We start from the raw sequence: 16,518 nt of genomic DNA, 5'->3' as shown, positions 1-16,518 counted from the left end.
AGGGTACCTGCAGAGTCACCGCAGACTCGAGGTTGTGGAGGTACCCATGCCCGCCGCCCTGTCCGACCGGCTCAAGTCCCTGCTCGACGGACCAGTCTTCATCGTGGTCGGCACGATCCAGCCCGACGGCAGCCCGCAACTGTCCCCGGTGTGGGTGAAGCGGGACGGCGACCAGATCCTGTTCTCCACCACCGTCGACCGCCGCAAGAAGAAGAACATGGACCGCGACGCCCGGGTGAGCGTCGTCGTCCAGGACCCCGAGATGCCCTACTTCTACGGGGAGATCCGGGGCACCGCGGAGTTCACCACCGACGGCGCCGACGACCTCATCGACGAGCTGTCGGTGAAATACACCGGCAAGAAGTACGCCGAGTTCAACCCGGCCTCGGCCGACGACGCCGATCGGGTGGTCGTCCGGATCACGCCCGAGAAGGTCGTGGGCATGTTCTAGCCAACCGGCACGAGGCACCACTCCGGGCCCACTACCCTGGAGAGGTGACTATTCGCCTGTACGACACCAGCGCCCGGCAGATCCGTGACTTCGCCCCGCTCAAGCCGGGTTGTGTCTCGATCTACCTCTGTGGCGCCACCGTGCAGGCGGCCCCGCACATCGGGCACATCCGCTCGGGCCTGAACTTCGACATCATGCGCCGCTGGTTCGAGTACCGCGGCTACGAGGTGACGTTCGTCCGCAACGTCACCGACATCGACGACAAGATCATCGCCAAGGCCAAGGAGCAGAACCGGCCCTGGTGGTCGATCGGCTACGAGAACGAGCGCGCCTTCAACGACGGCTACACCGCCCTCGGCTGCCTGCCGCCCACCTACGAGCCCCGCGCCACCGGCCATGTCACCGAGATGGTCGAGATGATGCAGGGCCTCATCGAGCGCGGGCACGCCTACGCCTCCGACGGCAACGTCTACTTCGACGTACGCTCCTTCCCGCGCTACCTGGAGCTGTCCCGGCAGGAGCTGGACAACCTGCTCCAGCCGTCCGGCGAGGGCGAGACCGGCAAGCGGGACCCGCGCGACTTCGCCATGTGGAAGGCGGCCAAGCCGGGCGAGCCCACCTGGCCCACCCCGTGGGGCCCCGGCCGGCCCGGCTGGCACCTCGAGTGCTCCGCCATGGCCCACAAGTACCTGGGCAGCGCCTTCGACATCCACGGCGGCGGCCTGGACCTGATCTTCCCGCACCACGAGAACGAGATCGCCCAGGCCAAGGCCTACGGCGACGACTTCGCCCAGTACTGGGTGCACAACGCCTGGGTCACCATGGCCGGCGACAAGATGTCCAAGTCGCTCGGCAACAGCGTCCTGGTCTCCGAGATGGTCAGGCAGTGGCGCCCCGTCGTCCTGCGCTACTACCTCGGCACCCCGCACTACCGGTCGATGATCGAGTACAGCGAGGAGGCGCTGCGCGAGGCCGAGTCGGCGTTCGCGCGCATCGAGGGCTTCGTGCAGCGTGTGGTCGAACTGGCCGGGGGAGTGGTCGAGCCCGCCGCCGAGGTCCCGCCCGCCTTCGCCGACGCCATGGACGACGACCTGGGCGTCCCGCAGGCCCTCGCCGTGGTGCACACCACCGTCCGGCAGGGCAACAGCGCGCTGGCCGCCGACGACAAGGAGGCCGCCGTCGCCCGGCTCGCCGAGGTGCGGGCCATGCTCGGCGTCCTCGGCCTCGACCCGCTCGACCCGCACTGGGCCGGTGACGGCGACCGGGGCGAGGACCTCCACGGCGTGGTCGACAGCCTCGTACGCCTCGTCCTCGGGCAGCGCGAGTCCGCCCGCGCGCGCAAGGACTGGGCCACCGCCGACGCCATCCGCGACCAGCTGGGCCAGGCCGGACTGGTCATCGAGGACAGCCCGCAGGGTCCGCGCTGGAGCCTCGGCCCGCGCTGAACCCGCGGGCGATCCGGTGATCGATTGTGCCCTCCGGCCCTCCGGGCGGCACACTGCATAGACGTACGAACACTTTCTCCAGAGAACAGGTAGGTCATGGCCGCGAACAACCGCCGCATGTCCGGCAAGAAGGGCGCGCAGGTCGGCAGTGGCGGCCAGCGGCGCAAGGGCCTGGAAGGCAGGGGCCCGACCCCGCCCGCCGAGATGCGCAAGGGCCACAAGAAGAACCGCATCGCCAACGCGAAGGCGAAGCAGGCCGTGCGCCGCCCCGTGGCCCGGGGCCGCGGCGGCAAGTCCGCCTCCGAGCTGGTCGTCGGCCGCAACCCGGTCGTCGAGGCGCTGCGCGAGGGCGTACCCGCGTCCACCCTCTACGTGCAGCAGTTCATCGACAACGACGAGCGCGTCCGCGAAGCCCTCCAGCTCGTCGGCGAGCGCGGCGGGATCAACCTCATGGAGGCCCCGCGCCCCGAGCTGGACCGTATGACCAACGGCCTGAACCACCAGGGCCTGGTCCTGCAGGTCCCGCCGTACGAGTACGCGCACCCCGAGGACCTCACCGCGGCGGCCTACGACGAGGGCGAGGACCCGCTGATCGTCGCCCTCGACGGCGTCACCGACCCGCGCAACCTCGGCGCCGTCGTCCGTTCCGTCTCCGCGTTCGGCGGGCACGGCGTGGTCGTCCCCGAGCGCCGCTCGGCCGGCATGACCGCCGGTGCCTGGAAGACCTCCGCCGGTACGGCCGCCCGCACCCCGGTCGCCCGCGCCACCAACCTCACCCGCATGCTGGAGGCCTACAAGAAGGCCGGCATCACGGTCGTCGGCCTCGCCGCCGACGGCGAGGCGGAGCTCGGTGACCTGGAGGCGCTGGGTGGCCCGGTGGTCATCGTGGTCGGCTCCGAGGGCAAGGGCCTGTCCCGCCTGGTCGGTGAGACCTGCGACTTCCGGGTCCGCATCCCGATGCCGGGTGGCGCGGAGTCGCTGAACGCGGGTGTGGCGGCGGGCATCGTGCTGTACGAGGCGGCGCGCCGCCGGAGCTGACGTGACGTCATGCGGACGGGACTGAACACCCGTCCGCAACTTCACCCGCACGGGGGAATTCCGGTGCCCATGGGGTGTTGGGGACACCTTTGACGGGGTCCGGACACATCCGCCCCATCACGGCAGTGTCCTAACTCCACGTCACTCGGTTAGATGAGTGTGGACACCAGAACACCCCGGACACCCACGGGGGACCGCTCGTCGGGGTACGACGACGCTCCCGCGCTGAGCATGGTGAAGGTGCCGAGCGATCCGGCGCAGGTCATCGTCACCCACGCCAGCTTCCGCGTGCAGCTGGGCGCGTCGTCGAGGCGCAGCCAGTCCCCGCGGATCGCCCGGCACCTGAGTGCCGCCCAGGACACCGCCCACATGCCGTCCATGGGCGCGGCGGGCCGGGCCGGGGCGGCCGGCCGCCGCCGGCCCGTCGTGTGGAGCGGCAGGTCCGCCCCCGACGACACCGGCGCCCACCGGCTGCTCCAGGCCGTGCGGGGCAGCAGCGTCCGCCACACCGAGGAGCCCGGCCTCGAGGCCGGCGCCACCCAGGTCATCCCGCGCGTGGGCGGCGGGTACCCCGACGCCTACGGCGGCCTCGACGGGACCGTGGAGACCCCCCTCGTCGGCCACCAGCGCACCTCCTCCGACGACGGCACCCGGCTGCTGCCGCCCCTGCGCGGCGGCGGCAGCGTCTACGACGAACCGGGCTACGCCGAGTCGGCGTACGCCGGCTCCCGGTACGACGAACCGGCTTACGGCGACGACGAGTTCGACGACTATGAGGATTCCGCCGAGGCCGGCGACCGCCCCCGCCGCGGCCGGCGCCACAGTGACGACCCGGCCCGGCACGCCTACTACCCGGGCCGCCGGATGAACCTCGGCGTCGTCCTGCTCCCGCTGCGCGTCTTCCTCGGCTTCATCTCCATCTACGCCGGCATGGGCAAGCTGTGCGACCCCGTCTACTTCGACGGCGGCAAACGCGGCTCCATGGTCACCTGGCTCAACACCCTGCACCCGTGGGAAGTCGCCGAGCCGCTGCGCCAGTTCGCCCTGCACCACCCCATCGGCTCCGGGCTGGTCATCGCCTTCCTGCAGGTGGTCGTCGGCGTCCTGACCATCGCCGGCTGCTGGCAGCGTGTCGCGGCAAGCGTCGGCGCACTGCTCTCCGCCGCGCTGATCGTCACCGTGAGCTGGAAGACGGTCCCGGCCTACGACGCGCCCGACATCATCTACCTCGCCGCCTGGTCCCCGCTGATCATCGCCGGCGCCCCGGTCTACTCGGTCGACGGCCGCCTCGCCGGCAGCGCCTGGCGCCGGCTCGGGCCCCGTTCCGACATCTGGGAGCTGCGCCGCTACGTCCTGCGCCGCGGCGCCCTCGTCACCGCCGTCACCGTCGGCCTCACCCTGCTCGTGGGCTCCGTCCTCGGCGGCGCGGTGCGCGACTCCAGCCGGGTGGTCGTCCCCGGCCCCGGCGAGGCCCCCCGCAACAACGTGCCCGGCTCCCCGCTCCCGGAGAAGCCCGGCCAGGGCCGTCGGACCTCTCCGCCGGCCTCCAGGGCGCCCAGCGGCAGCGCCACCACCGGCCCGTCCGGTGCGGCGACCACGCCCGGCGCGAGCCGCAGCAGCGCCGGCACCACCACGACGACGCCCAGCCAGACCCAGGGCACCACGGGCCGGGTCCCGCCCCGCCCGACCTCCCCGGCCGGCGGCGCCCCGAGCACCACGGCGGGCCCGAGCAGCACCGGCGGCGGCTCGACGGGCGGCAGCGGCTCGACCGGCGGCACCGGCTCGGGCGGCAGCACCTCCTCCGGCCAGCCGGGCCTGGTCGGCGGCCTGCTGGGCTAGCCGGCCGTACACACGCCGAAGGGCCCGTACCACCGCGGTACGGGCCCTTCGGCGTGTCCGGCGTACGGGCCGGGTCACCGTCCCGGAGCTACCGCCCCGGAGCCGCCAGTTCCTTGGCCGCCTCGGCGAGGTCCTTCGCGGTGTCGATGGCCCGCCAGTAGGCGCCCTGCGGGATCGGGAAGCCCGCCAGCCGCTGTTCCCGGGCCAGCCGCGGGAACGTCGTCCGCTCGTGGTCGCCCCGCTCGGGCAGCAGACCGGCGAACTCGGGCGAGAACACGTAGACACCCGCGTTGATCTCGAACGTCGACGGCGGGGCCTCGATGAAGTCGGTGATGTGCCCGAAGCCGTCGGTCCGCACCGCGCCCCACGGGATCCGCGGCCTGGCCAGCGCCAGCGTGGCGACGGCGTCCCGCTCGGTGTGGAAGTCGGCCATGTCCCGCAGGGAGAAGCGGGTCCAGATGTCGCCGTTGGTGGCGTACCAGGGCCGGTCGGGGTGGGGCAGACGCGCGGCGGCGTACTTCAGGCCGCCGCCGCGGCCGAGGGGCTCCGTCTCGACGACGGTGGTGACGGACACCGGCAGATCGGCCGAGTCCAGCCACTTCTCCAAGACCTCGGCGAGGTGGCCGCAGGAGACCACCACGTCCGTCACGCCCTCCTCGGCGAGCCAGGCAAGCTGATGGCCGATGATCGGAGTGCCCGTGCCCGGGATCTCGACCATCGGCTTGGGCCGGTCGTCGGTGTAGGGGCGCAGCCGCGAGCCCTGGCCGCCGGCCAGGACGACGGCTTGGGTGGGGCGCGACGCCGCGTTCGGATGGGTCATGCCCCGAACTGTACGTGGCGCCCCGGCGCTCAGCCTTGCGCGGTCAGCACCCCGGAGGCGAAGGACGTGTCGCAGACCGGGCGGGCGTACGACTGCGCGCGCGAGGGGCCGTAGATGCGCACGGCGGCCTTGCCCAGGGCGCGGGCGATGGAGCCGCAGTGCCTGGCCAGTGACGGGTGCCCGTTCACCGCCTGCTGGAGGTGGGTCAGGACCACGCCCGGGTTCTTGTCCTGCAGCTCGCTCATGAGCTGGTCACGGAGCACGTCCTGCGGGGCGCGGGAGACGGCCTTGGAGGAGACGGACGCCGAGGAGACGTCCGAGGCCATGAGCACCGAGCTGGATGAGCTCCCCGTCCAGTTGACCCGGGTGACCGCGAGGGTTCCGGAGAGCACCAGGACGACGGGCAGGACGAGGGCGAGAGTGCGGCCGATACGGCGGGCAGGGCCGCCCCGGTGGCCGCGTCGCGTCTGAGGGATGGTGGAGTGCTTCACGCGTGTGAGGGTAGCGCCCGGTAATGATTTGGCGACATTCGGTCACCCTTATGGGGGATGAAGTGCCGCCACTTTCTGGGTAAGGGGTTGACGCCCACCGCCCGAAATGATCGCTCTGCCGGGGTATATCTCCGCAACGGAAGAGGCCCCGCGGCAGTTCGCGGGGCCTCTGGTGTCAACATGACCGGTTCATCCCGGATTCCCCCGGGGTTCCGCGGCCGGGTGCGGCTCAGTCGGAGAGACGCTCGCCCGTGGAGGTCGAGAACACGTGGGTCTCGCCCGGACGGGGTACGACGTGCAGCGTGGCGCCCTTGTCCGGCACCTGGCGGCCGTTGACCCGGACCACCAGGTCCTTGACCTCGCCGCCGACCTCGGCGGCGCCGTAGACGTAGCCGTCGGCGCCCAGCTCCTCGACGACGTTCACGGAGACGGCGAGACCGGCCGGGGCGTCCTCGGAGTCCTTGGACAGCGAGGTGGCGGCGGCACCGCCGCCCAGCTCGACCACGTCGAAGTGCTCGGGCCGGACACCGACGGTGACCGTACGGTCGCCCTTGTCGGCGGCGGCCTTCAGCGCGTCGCGGTTCACCGGCACCACGCTGTTGCCGAACTTCACACCACCGTCGGTGATCGGCACCTCGACCAGGTTCATGGCCGGGGAGCCGATGAAGCCGGCGACGAAGAGGTTCGCGGGCTTGTCGTACATGTTGCGCGGCGAGTCGACCTGCTGGAGCAGACCGTCCTTGAGCACGGCCACCCGGTCGCCCATCGTCATGGCCTCGACCTGGTCGTGGGTGACGTAGACGGTGGTGATGCCGAGGCGGCGCTGCAGCGAGGCGATCTGCGTACGGGTGGACACACGGAGCTTGGCGTCCAGGTTGGACAGCGGCTCGTCCATGAGGAAGACCTGGGGCTCACGCACGATGGCGCGGCCCATGGCGACGCGCTGGCGCTGACCGCCGGAGAGCGCCTTCGGCTTGCGGTCCAGGTACTCCGTGAGGTCGAGGATCTTCGCGGCCTCCTCGACCTTCTGCCGGATCTCCGCCTTGTTGACGCCGGCGATCTTGAGCGCGAAGCCCATGTTGTCGGCGACCGACATGTGCGGGTAGAGGGCGTAGTTCTGGAACACCATGGCGATGTCCCGGTCCTTGGGCGGCAGGTGCGTGACGTCGCGGTCACCGATGCGGATCGCGCCGCCGTTGACGTCCTCCAGGCCCGCGAGCATGCGCAGGGAGGTGGACTTGCCGCAGCCCGACGGGCCGACCAGGACGAGGAACTCGCCGTCCTCGATCGCGATGTCGAGACCGTCGACGGCGGGCTTGGTGGAACCCGGGTAGATCCGGGTCGCCTTGTCGAACGTGACAGTGGCCATGGTGAATGGGCCCCCTTCTACCGGCAGGAACGTGCCGGACGATCCGTTGTAGGAAGGTGGTTGGTGTAGTCCACCGAAGTGAACCGGCTCAGGACGCTACCTGGCGGCACGCGGTCTGTCAGTACCCGGACCCCTGTGAACTTCGCGGAATTTCTCTCCGGGGCCCGGCCCGGACGTGGGTACACTGCACAGGCACGTACGCGACACGCGCGCGCGTGCAGGCCTCCTTAGCTCAGCTGGTCAGAGCGCCGCTCTTGTAAAGCGAAGGTCGTCGGTTCGAATCCGACAGGGGGCTCTGAAGCTGAACAGCGCGAACGCCCCGGCCGATGATCGGTCCGGGGCGTTCGACATCCACGGGTGACATCAACCGGGGCGGTCACCCACGGTCGACACGGGGCGCGACACCGGCCGCCGTGAGAAGCGTGGGGCAGCCGTGCCGGGCGTGATCACGTCGACAGCAGAGAAGACCGCTGCCGAGAACCCAAGCTTCCCAAGCTGAGGGCCCCGATACGTCGGTTCGTCCGGCTCCCCGTAGAGTCGCTGCATGGTGACTGCGACTGTCCGCGAGTGGTACGACGAGGAAGGGTGGGGGGTACTCGACTCCCCCGAGACACCCGGCGGTTGTTGGGGCCACTACGCCGACATCCAGACGAAGGGCTTCCATACGCTGTCGCCGGGGCAACGCGTAGATCTCCAATGGGAAGCCCCTGGCTTCAAGCAGGACGGCTACGACTACCGGGCAGTGAAGATCGTGCCTCGGCCGGCCTGACATCCACACCTGACATCAGCAACGGCAGACAGGGCCACCCGCACGCACCGGTGCGGGTGGCCCTGTCGGCCGTCCGGGGTCAGCCGGTTCGCAGCAGCGTCCCGAGCACCTCGCGCAGCGCGCCCTCCGGGTCGGGGACGGCGCCCGTCGCGCGCCAGGCCACGAAGCCGTCGGGGCGGACGAGGACCGCGCCGTCGGCGGTGACGCCGTGCAGCTCGGCCCAGTCGGCGGCGTCGTCCTCGTAGGTCAGGTCCGCGTCAGCGCCCGGGCCGATGCGGTAGGCGTCCAGGCGTACGCCGTCCGCCTCGGCGATCCTGCGGGCCGCCGTGTGCCAGCCCGCGTCGTCCGGGGCGTCGCTGAGGAGGACGAGGGAGCGCTCGTAGAGGTCCAGGGTGGACAGCCGGCGGTTGGCGCGGCGCAGCCAGAGGTGCGGGGCGCGGGTGCCGGGCCGGCCGGTGAGGTCGAGGGCGTCGGGGACGATCGGCCGGTCGGGGTCGGCGCCGAGGACGGCGCCGTGGGGGTAGTGGTAGCCGAGGACGACGTTGAGGATGCCGCCGCGCTTGCCGCCGCCGACGCCGGGAGCGGGGGCGAAGCCCGGGTGGCTGTGCTCGACGGAGCGGGCGGAGGCGCGGGCGCTGGTGGCGATCGCGACCGGGCGGCGCTCGGTGTCGTAGGTGGCGAGGAGGGCGGGGTCCGCCCAGCCGTCGAGGACGGCGGCGAGTTTCCAGGCGAGGTTGTGGGCGTCCTGGATGCCGGTGTTGGAGCCGAAGGCGCCGGTGGGTGACATCTCGTGGGCGGAGTCGCCGGCGAGGAAGACGCGGCCGCGGGAGTAGCGGTCGGCCACTCGTTCGGCGGCGCGCCAGGACGCCTTTCCGGTGATCTGGACGTCGAGATCGGGGACGCCGACGGCCCGGCGGATGTGGCGCTGGAGCCGTTCCTCGGTGAACTCCTCGAGGGTCTCGCCGTGCTCGGGGTGCCAGGGGGCGTGGAAGACCCAGTGCTCCTTGTTGTCGACGGGGAGCAGGGCGCCGTCGGCCTCGGGGTCGGTGAGGTAGCAGCAGATGAAGCGGCGGTCGCCGACGGTGTCGGCCAGCCGGGTGGAGCGGAAGGTGACGCTGACGTTGGCGAAGAGGTCGCCGGGGCCGCTCTGGCCGATGCCGAGGGCGCCCCGGACGGGGCTGCGGGGGCCGTCGGCGGCGACGAGGTAGTCCGCCCGCACGGTGTACCGCTCCTCGGTGCCGCGGTCGAGGATCACGGCCGTCACCCCGTCGGCGTCCTGTTCGAAGGACTCCATCTGGTGGAAGTAGCGCAGATCTCCGCCGAGTTCGCGGGCGCTGTCGACGAGGACGGGCTCGAGGTCGTTCTGGCTGCACAGGCACCAGCCGGTGGGGCTGAACCTGGCGAGTCCGCCGCCGGGGTCGATGTGCTTGAAGAGCCATTCGCCCGCGTCACCCACGAGGGTGGGCGTCTGCAGGATGCCGTGGTTGTCGGCGAGGAGTGAGGCCGCCGCCTTGATGTCCGGTTCGATGCCCGCCACCCGGAGGAGTTCCATCGTGCGGACGTTGTTGCCGCGTCCGCGTGGGTGGATGGACGTGCCGGAGTGCCGCTCGACGAGCATGTGCCGGACACCGAGACGGCCCAGGAAGACGGACGTGGACAGGCCCACCAGGGAGCCGCCCACGATGAGGACGGGGACCCGGTGGTCGGCTTTCTGATGCATCGAAGTCTCCAGGGGCAAGGGGTTCGCGAGTGGGGGCCTGTGTGTGTTCTTGCCCGGTGGCGGTGGCTCCGCGTGCCCAATCACCCACGTGGTTCATACGAGTCGCGGGCGTGAGGGGTCCGGCACAGGATCAAGGAACGCTGCCGTCGCGTCAGTCGCGCGGCGTCGACTCTGCCCCGCGAAGGAGATGTGTACAGGATGACCACGACGTCTGAACGTCCTTCAGCAACGCCGGCCCGTGAGGTGTCGAAGCGTGTCTCGCAGTCCGTCTTCGACGGCTCGCGGCTCCGGGTGGTGCTGCTGGTCGATGTCCACGACGGAGCGCAGCAGCAGTTCCTGGAGGCTTACGAGCAGCTGTGCAACCAGGTCGCGTCGGTGCCGGGCCATGTGAGCGACCAGCTCTGCCAGTCGATCGAGAACCCGTCCCAGTGGCTCATCACGAGCGAGTGGGAGAGTGCGCCGCCGTTCCTCACCTGGGTGAACAGCGAGGAGCACGTGCGGATGGTGGAGCCGCTGCACAGCTGCGTCCGGGACACCCGGTCGCTGCGGTTCCACGTGGTGCGCGAGACCGGTGGCGCCGCGCCGCAGGCCGAACCGGGACAGCGCCGGCTGCAGGCTCACCCGCGCATCGGTGACGGTGTGATCCGGCACGCGCTGACCTTCACCGTCAAGCCCGGCAGTGAGAAGAAGGTCGCGGAGATCCTCTCGGACTACGCCTCGCCCGAGGCCCGGGTGGACGACACCACGCGGCTGTGCCGGACCTCGCTGTTCATGCACGGCAACCGGGTGGTGCGGGCCATCGAGGTGCGGGGCGACCTGCTCGCGGCGCTGCGGCACGTGGCCCGGCAGCCCGAGGTGCGGGCCGTGGAGGAGGCGATCAACCCGTATCTGGAGCAGGACCGGGATCTCGACGACCAGGAGTCGGCCCGGATGTTCTTCACCCGTGCGGCGCTGCCGGCCGTGCACCACGTGAGCGCGGGCGACCACCAGGAGGGGTTGCGCCAGGCCCTGTACTACGCGGCCCGGCCGGGCCGGGGGATGCGGCTGGCGGAGCTGCTCGCGCAGGCCGACTCGGAGTCCGCGGACGACCCGGCGAGCCCGGTGCTGCGCAGCACGGTGTTCCAGCGTGACGACGTCGTGGTGCGGCTGGTCGACGTTCGTCCCGAGCAGGGTGCCGAGGCGCTGCCACTGCCGGCGCGGGCGGCGGCCGAGGTGCGCGAGCTGCTGGACGCCGAGGCCGCGCGCATGGACCTGATCACCGACCGCCGTTCGCCCGAAGCCTGATCCGGCGCGGCGGCTCCTTCCAGCACCCAGCGCCGTACGCGGCACAGACACCGGAGGAAACGTTGTCCATCAAACCCCGTCCGAAAATCGTGGACCTCAGTGAGGTCGAGCCCAACGTCCGGCGAGGTGGCGACCTGCGCGCCATGCTCACCCCTGCCACGGTCGGCTCCACCAGCGGCTTCATGGGCGTGGCCATCGTGCAGCCCGGTGACCGCATCGGCGAGCACTACCACCCGTACTCCGAGGAGTTCGTCTACGTCGTCTGCGGCCAGCTCGAGGTGGACCTGGACGACGAGCCGCACACGCTGCGGCCCGAGCAGGGTCTGATGATCCCGGCACACATGCGGCACCGATTCCGCAACGTCGGGAAGGTCGAGGCGCGGATCGTCTTCCACCTGGGTCCGCTGGCGCCGCGTCCGCAGCTCGGTCATGTCGACACCGAGGAGACGGAGATCATCGGGGCCGCCGCGGTGGTCACGGAGCCGGCCGCGGCGGGTGCCGCCCACGACCGAGGTCAGGTCCGGTCATGACCCGGCGCGTGGCGGTCACTGGCATAGGCATCGTGGCTCCGGGTGGTATCGGCGTACCGGCTTTCTGGGATCTGCTTGCCAACGGCCGGACCGCGACGCGGGGCATCACCTTCTTCGATCCCTCGGGGCTGCGGTCGCGGATAGCGGCCGAGTGCGACTTCGACCCGGCGGCGCACGGCCTGGACGAGGAGCAGGCGGCGCGGGCGGACCGGTACATCCAGTTCGCCCTGGTCGCCGGGCAGGAGGCGGTCCGGGACTCGGGTCTCGACCTGTCCGCCGAGAACCCGTGGCGCGTGGGTGTCTCGGTGGGCACCGCGGTCGGCGGCACGACCCGGCTGGAGCACGACTACGTCCTGGTCAGCCACCGCGGTGAGCGCTGGGACGTCGACCACCGGGAGGCGGAGCCGTATCTGCACCGGGCGTTCTCGCCGAGCACGGTCGCCTCCGCGGTTGCGGAACGCTTCGGCGCCCAGGGTCCCGTACAGACCGTCTCCACCGGCTGCACCTCGGGCCTGGACGCCGTCGGATACGCCTTCCACACGGTCGAGGAGGGCCGGGCCGACATCTGCATAGCGGGGGCGTCGGACTCGCCGATCTCCCCGATCACCATGGCCTGCTTCGACGCGATCAAGGCCACGTCCCCGAACAACGACGACCCCGCGCACGCCTCCCGGCCCTTCGACAACAACCGTGACGGGTTCGTCATGGGCGAGGGCGGCGCGGTGCTCGTCCTGGAGGAGCTGGAGCACGCCCGGGCCCGCGGCGCGCACGTCTACTGCGAGCTGGGCGGCTACGCCACCTTCGGCAACGCCTACCACATGACCGGTCTGACCAGCGAGGGCCTGGAGATGGCCCGGGCGATCGACATGGCCCTCGGCCACGCCCGGCTGGACCCGACGGCGATCGACTACGTCAACGCCCACGGCTCCGGCACCCGGCAGAACGACCGCCACGAGACGGCGGCCGTGAAGCGGGCGCTCGGCCACCACGCCTACGACACCCCCATGAGTTCCATCAAGTCGATGGTGGGGCACTCCCTCGGGGCGATCGGGGCGATCGAGGTGGTCGCGTGTGTGCTGGCCCTCGCCAAGCAGGTCGTACCCCCGACCGCGAACTACGAGATCCCCGACCCCGAGTGCGACCTGGACTACGTCCCGCGCGTCGCCCGCGACCGGAAGCTGAGCAGCGTCCTGTCCGTGGGCAGCGGGTTCGGCGGCTTCCAGTCCGCGGTGGTCCTGACCCGTTCCAGGGAGTGAGGACACGATGAGTGCTCCGCATGTACGGCGCGCGGCCGTCACCGGCATCGGGGTGGTCGCGCCCAACGGAACCAGCACCGACACGTTCTGGAAGGCCACCCAGGAAGGCCTCAGCGTCCTCGACCGGGTCACCCGCGAGGGCTGTGAGCACCTTCCGCTGAAGGTGGCCGGCGAGGTCCGCGGCTTCGAGCCGGCGGCGACCATCGACGAGCGGTTCCTCGTCCAGACCGACCGGTTCACGCACTTCGCCCTGGCCGCCGCCGACTTCGCGCTGGAGGACGCCCGGCTGGGGCAGGCCGACATCTCCGGGGAGCCGTACTCCATCGGGGTGGTCACCGCGGCCGGTTCCGGCGGCGGTGAGTTCGGCCAGCGCGAGCTTCAGCAGCTCTGGGGCAAGGGCAGCCGGTTCGTCGGCCCGTACCAGTCCATCGCCTGGTTCTACGCCGCGAGCACCGGCCAGATCTCCATCCGCCGGAAGTTCAAGGGCCCCTGCTCGGTGGTCGCCTCCGACGAGGCGGGCGGTCTGGACGCCCTCGCGCACGCCGCCCGGGCGGTGCGGCGCGGCACCGATGTGATGGTCGCCGGTTCCACCGAGGCGCCGCTGGCGCCGTACTCGATGGTCTGCCAGCTCGGTTACGAGGAGCTGAGCACCGACACCGACCCGTCCCGCGCCTACCGCCCGTTCACGGACGCCGCCTGCGGCTTCGTGCCGGCCGAGGGCGGCGCCATGCTCGTGGTGGAGGCGGAGACGTCGGCCCGTGAGCGCGGTGCGGACGTGCGGGCCTACGTCGCGGGCCACGCGGCGACCTTCACCGGTGCCTCCCGCTGGGACCTGTCCCGGGACGGTCTGGCGCAGGCCATCAGGCAGGCGCTGGACGAGGCCGGCTGTGCTCCCGAGGAGGTCGACGTCGTCTTCGCCGACGCCCTCGGGGTGCCGGCGGCGGACCGGGCCGAGGCCCTCGCGCTCGCCGACGCCCTCGGCGCGCACGGCACCCGGGTACCGGTCACCGCGCCGAAGACCGGCATCGGCCGGGGCTACTGCGCGGCTCCGGTGCTGGACACCGCGGCGGCGGTGCTCGCGATGGAGCACGGCCTGATCCCACCCACCCCCAACGTCGCCGACGTCTGCCACGACCTCGACCTCGTGACCGGCCGCGCCCGGGTCGCCGAGCTCCGTACGGCGCTGGTGCTCAGCCGCGGGCTCATGGGGTCGAACTCGGCGCTCGTGCTCCGGCACGGCGCCGAAAAGTGAGGACAGCAAAGGAGGAGAGCAATGCCTCAGATCACCGTGGAAGAACTCGCCGCGCTGATGAAGAAGGCTGCCGGGGTCACCGTCAGCCCGCAGCAGCTCCAGGACACGCCGGACACCGGCTTCGACGTCCTTGGTGTCGACTCGCTCGGCCTGCTCGGCATCGTCGGCGAGCTGGAGAACACGCACGGCACCCCGATGCCGGTCGACGCGGAGCGCTGCAAGACACCCCAGCAGTTCCTCAACCTCGTCAACAGCACCTTGATGGCAGGAGCCTGAGATGGCAGGACACACGCAGAACGAGATCACCATCGCAGCGCCGCTCGACCTGGTCTGGGACATGACCAACGACCTGGAGAAGTGGCCGCAGCTCTTCAGCGAGTACGCGTCCGTCGAGATCCTCTCCCAGGAGGGGAAGAAGACGACGTTCCGGCTGACCATGCACCCGGACGACAACGGCACCGTCTGGAGCTGGGTCTCCGAGCGTGAGCCCGACCGCAAGGCCCGCACCGTGAAGGCCCGCCGGGTCGAGACCGGCCCGTTCGCCCACATGGACATCCTCTGGCAGTACGAGGAGGTCCCGGCAGGTACCCGGATGGTCTGGACGCAGGACTTCGCGATGAAGCCGGACGCCCCGGTCGACGACGACTGGATGACCGACAACATCAACAGGAACTCCAAGGTCCAGATGGCCCTCATCCGGGAGAAGATCGAGAAGGCGGCCGCCGGACGGCGTCCCGCGCCGGCCCTGGCCGACTGACCGGAGGGAGGACCGATTCGATGCACCAGGCACTGATCGTCGCGCGCATGGCCCCGGGCTCCGCCCCGGACATCGCCAAGGTGTTCGAGGAGTCCGACCGGGGAGAACTGCCCCACCTCGTCGGTGTGGTGCGGCGCAGCCTCTTCCAGTTCGGCGATGTGTACATGCACCTCGTCGAGTCCGAGCGCGACCCCGGGCCCGCCATCGCCAAGGTGACCGGCCACCCCGAGTTCCGTGACATCAGCGAGCGCCTGACGGCGTACGTCAGCGCGTACGACCCGGAGACCTGGCGGTCCCCCAAGGACGCGATGGCACAGCGCTTCTACGTCTGGGAGCGCGACTGAGCCGTACGGCACCCCCGGACGGCCACCGGCCGCCGGGCCCGCAGCGTCGCGGGCCCGGCGGCCGGTGGCCTGTGCCGTCGCGTCCGCGTCACGCGGGCACGTGGCACTCGAACGCGTGCAGATACGGGTTGACCGGACGGATGTCGCCCACCTTCAGGCCCGCCGAGGTCAGCCGGCTCACCATGGAGTCGGTGGTGTGCTTGGCCCCGCCGACGTTGAGGAGCAGCAGCAGGTCCATGGCGGTGCTGAAGCGCATCGAGGGGGTGTCGTCCACCAGGTTCTCGATGACGACGACCCGGGTGCCCGGGCCGCCCGCCTCGACGACGTTGCGCAGCGTGCGGGACGTGCTCTCGTCGTCCCACTCCAGGATGTTCTTGATGATGTAGACGTCGGCCTGGACCGGGATCGCGTCCCGGACGTCACCGGGCACGATCCGCGCGCGGTCGGCGAGGTCGCCGCCCTCGCGCAGCCGCGGCAGGGCGTTCTCCACCACCCGGGGCAGGTCGAGCAGGCTGCCGCGCATCGCCGGGTACTTGTCCAGCAGGCAGGCCACCACGTGCCCCTGGCCGCCGCCGACGTCCGCGACCGACTTGGCCCCGGACAGGTCGAGCAGGGCCGCGACCTCGCGCGCGGACTGCTCGCTGGAGCGGGTCATGGCGCGGTTGAAGACGTCCGCGGACTCCGGGGCGTCCTCGTTGAGGTAGGTGAAGAACTCCTTGCCGTACAGGCCCTCCACGACGTTGTCGCCGGTGCGCACGGCCTCGTCCAGCTTGGGCCAGGCGTCCCAGGTCCAGGGTTCGGTGCACCACAGGGCGATGGCGCGCAGGCTGTTGGGGTCGTCCTCGCGCAGCAGCCGCGACATGCCGGTGTGCGCGAAGGTGCCGTCCGGCCGCTCGGCGAAGACGTCGTAGCAGGACAGCGCCCGCAGCAGCCGGCGCAGGGGCTTCGGTTCGGTCTTGACCGCGGCGGCGAGGTCCTCGGCGGTCATCGGGGTGTCGCCCAGGGCGTCGGCGACGCCCAGCCGGGCGGCGGCCCGGACGGCGGCGGCACAGGCCGCGCCGAACACGAGTTCGCGCAGCCGCATGGGAGGCGGTGGTGCTGTTTCAGCGGACGTCATCTGCCGCCCTCTCTCTTTCCTTGGCCTTCGTCGGTC

General features: G+C 71.3%; 17 protein-coding genes and 1 tRNA gene. 13 read left to right on the top strand and 5 right to left on the bottom strand.

Annotation, left to right across the window (positions count from 1 at the left end; all coding sequences use genetic code 11):
• Positions 1 to 46: 46 nt before the first annotated feature.
• The 4 genes from ACZ6B1_RS17455 to ACZ6B1_RS17440 all read left to right on the top strand — a co-directional run bounded on the left by ACZ6B1_RS17455 (position 47) and on the right by ACZ6B1_RS17440 (position 4,773).
• Positions 47 to 451, top strand: a complete 405-nt coding sequence (locus ACZ6B1_RS17455; RefSeq protein ID WP_468779223.1) for a PPOX class F420-dependent oxidoreductase — start codon at positions 47 to 49, stop codon at positions 449 to 451.
• A 44-nt stretch (positions 452 to 495) separates the two neighbouring features.
• A complete protein-coding gene (gene cysS, locus ACZ6B1_RS17450; protein ID WP_468779222.1) occupies positions 496 to 1,896 on the top strand; it encodes a cysteine--tRNA ligase in 1,401 nt (466 codons plus the stop codon).
• Between the two features lie 96 nt (positions 1,897 to 1,992).
• A complete protein-coding gene (gene rlmB, locus ACZ6B1_RS17445; protein ID WP_468779220.1) occupies positions 1,993 to 2,934 on the top strand; it encodes a 23S rRNA (guanosine(2251)-2'-O)-methyltransferase RlmB in 942 nt (313 codons plus the stop codon).
• Between the two features lie 153 nt (positions 2,935 to 3,087).
• Positions 3,088 to 4,773, top strand: a complete 1,686-nt coding sequence (locus tag ACZ6B1_RS17440; RefSeq protein ID WP_468779218.1) for a DoxX family protein — start codon at positions 3,088 to 3,090, stop codon at positions 4,771 to 4,773.
• Positions 4,774 to 4,861: 88 nt separating this feature from the next.
• Here ACZ6B1_RS17440 and ACZ6B1_RS17435 read toward each other — a convergent pair whose 3' ends face one another.
• The 3 genes from ACZ6B1_RS17435 to msiK form a co-directional block, all read right to left on the bottom strand.
• A complete protein-coding gene (locus ACZ6B1_RS17435) occupies positions 4,862 to 5,593 on the bottom strand; it encodes a nucleotidyltransferase family protein (RefSeq protein WP_468779216.1) in 732 nt (243 codons plus the stop codon).
• 29 nt (positions 5,594 to 5,622) lie between these two features.
• Complete coding sequence (locus ACZ6B1_RS17430) at positions 5,623 to 6,084, bottom strand: hypothetical protein (RefSeq protein WP_468779215.1); 462 nt, start codon at positions 6,082 to 6,084, stop codon at positions 5,623 to 5,625.
• A 229-nt stretch (positions 6,085 to 6,313) separates the two neighbouring features.
• A complete protein-coding gene (gene msiK / locus ACZ6B1_RS17425; RefSeq protein WP_468779213.1) occupies positions 6,314 to 7,453 on the bottom strand; it encodes a diacetylchitobiose ABC transporter ATP-binding protein MsiK in 1,140 nt (379 codons plus the stop codon).
• Positions 7,454 to 7,674: 221 nt separating this feature from the next.
• Between msiK and ACZ6B1_RS17420 the strand changes: the two genes are divergently transcribed.
• A tRNA-Thr gene (locus ACZ6B1_RS17420) sits at positions 7,675 to 7,748 on the top strand.
• 249 nt (positions 7,749 to 7,997) lie between these two features.
• Positions 7,998 to 8,222 carry a cold shock domain-containing protein gene (locus ACZ6B1_RS17415; protein ID WP_390846988.1) on the top strand — a complete coding sequence of 75 codons (225 nt, stop codon included), beginning with the start codon at positions 7,998 to 8,000 and terminating at the stop codon, positions 8,220 to 8,222.
• Positions 8,223 to 8,301: 79 nt separating this feature from the next.
• Here the strand turns inward: ACZ6B1_RS17415 and ACZ6B1_RS17410 are convergent, their stop codons facing one another.
• Positions 8,302 to 9,942 carry an FAD-dependent oxidoreductase gene (locus tag ACZ6B1_RS17410; RefSeq protein ID WP_468779211.1) on the bottom strand — a complete coding sequence of 547 codons (1,641 nt, stop codon included), beginning with the start codon at positions 9,940 to 9,942 and terminating at the stop codon, positions 8,302 to 8,304.
• A 198-nt stretch (positions 9,943 to 10,140) separates the two neighbouring features.
• Here ACZ6B1_RS17410 and ACZ6B1_RS17405 point away from each other — a divergent pair, with 198 nt between their 5' ends.
• The 7 genes from ACZ6B1_RS17405 (at position 10,141) to ACZ6B1_RS17375 (ending at position 15,365) form a co-directional block, all read left to right on the top strand.
• Positions 10,141 to 11,226: a SchA/CurD-like domain-containing protein gene (locus ACZ6B1_RS17405; RefSeq protein WP_468779209.1), complete on the top strand. Its 1,086-nt coding sequence runs from the start codon at positions 10,141 to 10,143 to the stop codon at positions 11,224 to 11,226.
• 89 nt (positions 11,227 to 11,315) lie between these two features.
• Positions 11,316 to 11,756 carry a cupin domain-containing protein gene (locus tag ACZ6B1_RS17400; RefSeq protein ID WP_468779407.1) on the top strand — a complete coding sequence of 147 codons (441 nt, stop codon included), beginning with the start codon at positions 11,316 to 11,318 and terminating at the stop codon, positions 11,754 to 11,756.
• Positions 11,753 to 13,012, top strand: a complete 1,260-nt coding sequence (locus ACZ6B1_RS17395) for a beta-ketoacyl-[acyl-carrier-protein] synthase family protein (RefSeq protein WP_468779207.1) — start codon at positions 11,753 to 11,755, stop codon at positions 13,010 to 13,012. Before ACZ6B1_RS17400 ends, ACZ6B1_RS17395 begins: the two co-directional genes overlap by 4 nt.
• A gap of 7 nt (positions 13,013 to 13,019) precedes the next feature.
• The gene (locus ACZ6B1_RS17390; protein ID WP_468779205.1) at positions 13,020 to 14,264 is read left to right on the top strand and encodes a ketosynthase chain-length factor; all 1,245 of its coding nucleotides are present in this window, start codon (positions 13,020 to 13,022) and stop codon (positions 14,262 to 14,264) included.
• 21 nt (positions 14,265 to 14,285) lie between these two features.
• Entirely contained in the window at positions 14,286 to 14,540 is a 255-nt protein-coding gene (locus ACZ6B1_RS17385) for an acyl carrier protein (RefSeq protein WP_250399651.1), read from the top strand.
• A 1-nt stretch (position 14,541) separates the two neighbouring features.
• Positions 14,542 to 15,021: an SRPBCC family protein gene (locus ACZ6B1_RS17380; RefSeq protein ID WP_468779202.1), complete on the top strand. Its 480-nt coding sequence runs from the start codon at positions 14,542 to 14,544 to the stop codon at positions 15,019 to 15,021.
• Positions 15,022 to 15,041: 20 nt separating this feature from the next.
• Complete coding sequence (locus ACZ6B1_RS17375; RefSeq protein WP_199211023.1) at positions 15,042 to 15,365, top strand: TcmI family type II polyketide cyclase; 324 nt, start codon at positions 15,042 to 15,044, stop codon at positions 15,363 to 15,365.
• A gap of 88 nt (positions 15,366 to 15,453) precedes the next feature.
• Here ACZ6B1_RS17375 and ACZ6B1_RS17370 read toward each other — a convergent pair whose 3' ends face one another.
• Positions 15,454 to 16,482 (bottom strand): methyltransferase, encoded by a 1,029-nt coding sequence (locus tag ACZ6B1_RS17370; RefSeq protein ID WP_468779200.1) that lies wholly within the window; start codon positions 16,480 to 16,482, stop codon positions 15,454 to 15,456.
• Positions 16,483 to 16,518: the final 36 nt, after the last annotated feature.

This window comes from Streptomyces sp. NPDC041129, assembly GCF_055592265.1.
The sequence above is the reverse complement of the archived record's forward strand: the minus strand, read 5'-3'. Positions and strand labels throughout refer to the sequence as shown.

What these genes read in the sequence shown, in the direction of transcription:
- ACZ6B1_RS17435 (WP_468779216.1), bottom strand. Translation starts at nt 5,593, where the DNA reads ATGACCCATCCGAACGCGGCGTCGCGCCCCACCCAAGCCGTCGTCCTG.
- ACZ6B1_RS17405 (WP_468779209.1), top strand. Translation starts at nt 10,141, where the DNA reads ATGACCACGACGTCTGAACGTCCTTCAGCAACGCCGGCCCGTGAGGTG.
- ACZ6B1_RS17440 (WP_468779218.1), top strand. Translation starts at nt 3,088, where the DNA reads ATGAGTGTGGACACCAGAACACCCCGGACACCCACGGGGGACCGCTCG.
- ACZ6B1_RS17415 (WP_390846988.1), top strand. Translation starts at nt 7,998, where the DNA reads ATGGTGACTGCGACTGTCCGCGAGTGGTACGACGAGGAAGGGTGGGGG.
- ACZ6B1_RS17375 (WP_199211023.1), top strand. Translation starts at nt 15,042, where the DNA reads ATGCACCAGGCACTGATCGTCGCGCGCATGGCCCCGGGCTCCGCCCCG.
- ACZ6B1_RS17385 (WP_250399651.1), top strand. Translation starts at nt 14,286, where the DNA reads ATGCCTCAGATCACCGTGGAAGAACTCGCCGCGCTGATGAAGAAGGCT.
- ACZ6B1_RS17390 (WP_468779205.1), top strand. Translation starts at nt 13,020, where the DNA reads ATGAGTGCTCCGCATGTACGGCGCGCGGCCGTCACCGGCATCGGGGTG.
- ACZ6B1_RS17370 (WP_468779200.1), bottom strand. Translation starts at nt 16,482, where the DNA reads ATGACGTCCGCTGAAACAGCACCACCGCCTCCCATGCGGCTGCGCGAA.
- msiK (WP_468779213.1), bottom strand. Translation starts at nt 7,453, where the DNA reads ATGGCCACTGTCACGTTCGACAAGGCGACCCGGATCTACCCGGGTTCC.
- rlmB (WP_468779220.1), top strand. Translation starts at nt 1,993, where the DNA reads ATGGCCGCGAACAACCGCCGCATGTCCGGCAAGAAGGGCGCGCAGGTC.
- ACZ6B1_RS17455 (WP_468779223.1), top strand. Translation starts at nt 47, where the DNA reads ATGCCCGCCGCCCTGTCCGACCGGCTCAAGTCCCTGCTCGACGGACCA.
- ACZ6B1_RS17395 (WP_468779207.1), top strand. Translation starts at nt 11,753, where the DNA reads ATGACCCGGCGCGTGGCGGTCACTGGCATAGGCATCGTGGCTCCGGGT.
- ACZ6B1_RS17410 (WP_468779211.1), bottom strand. Translation starts at nt 9,942, where the DNA reads ATGCATCAGAAAGCCGACCACCGGGTCCCCGTCCTCATCGTGGGCGGC.
- ACZ6B1_RS17380 (WP_468779202.1), top strand. Translation starts at nt 14,542, where the DNA reads ATGGCAGGACACACGCAGAACGAGATCACCATCGCAGCGCCGCTCGAC.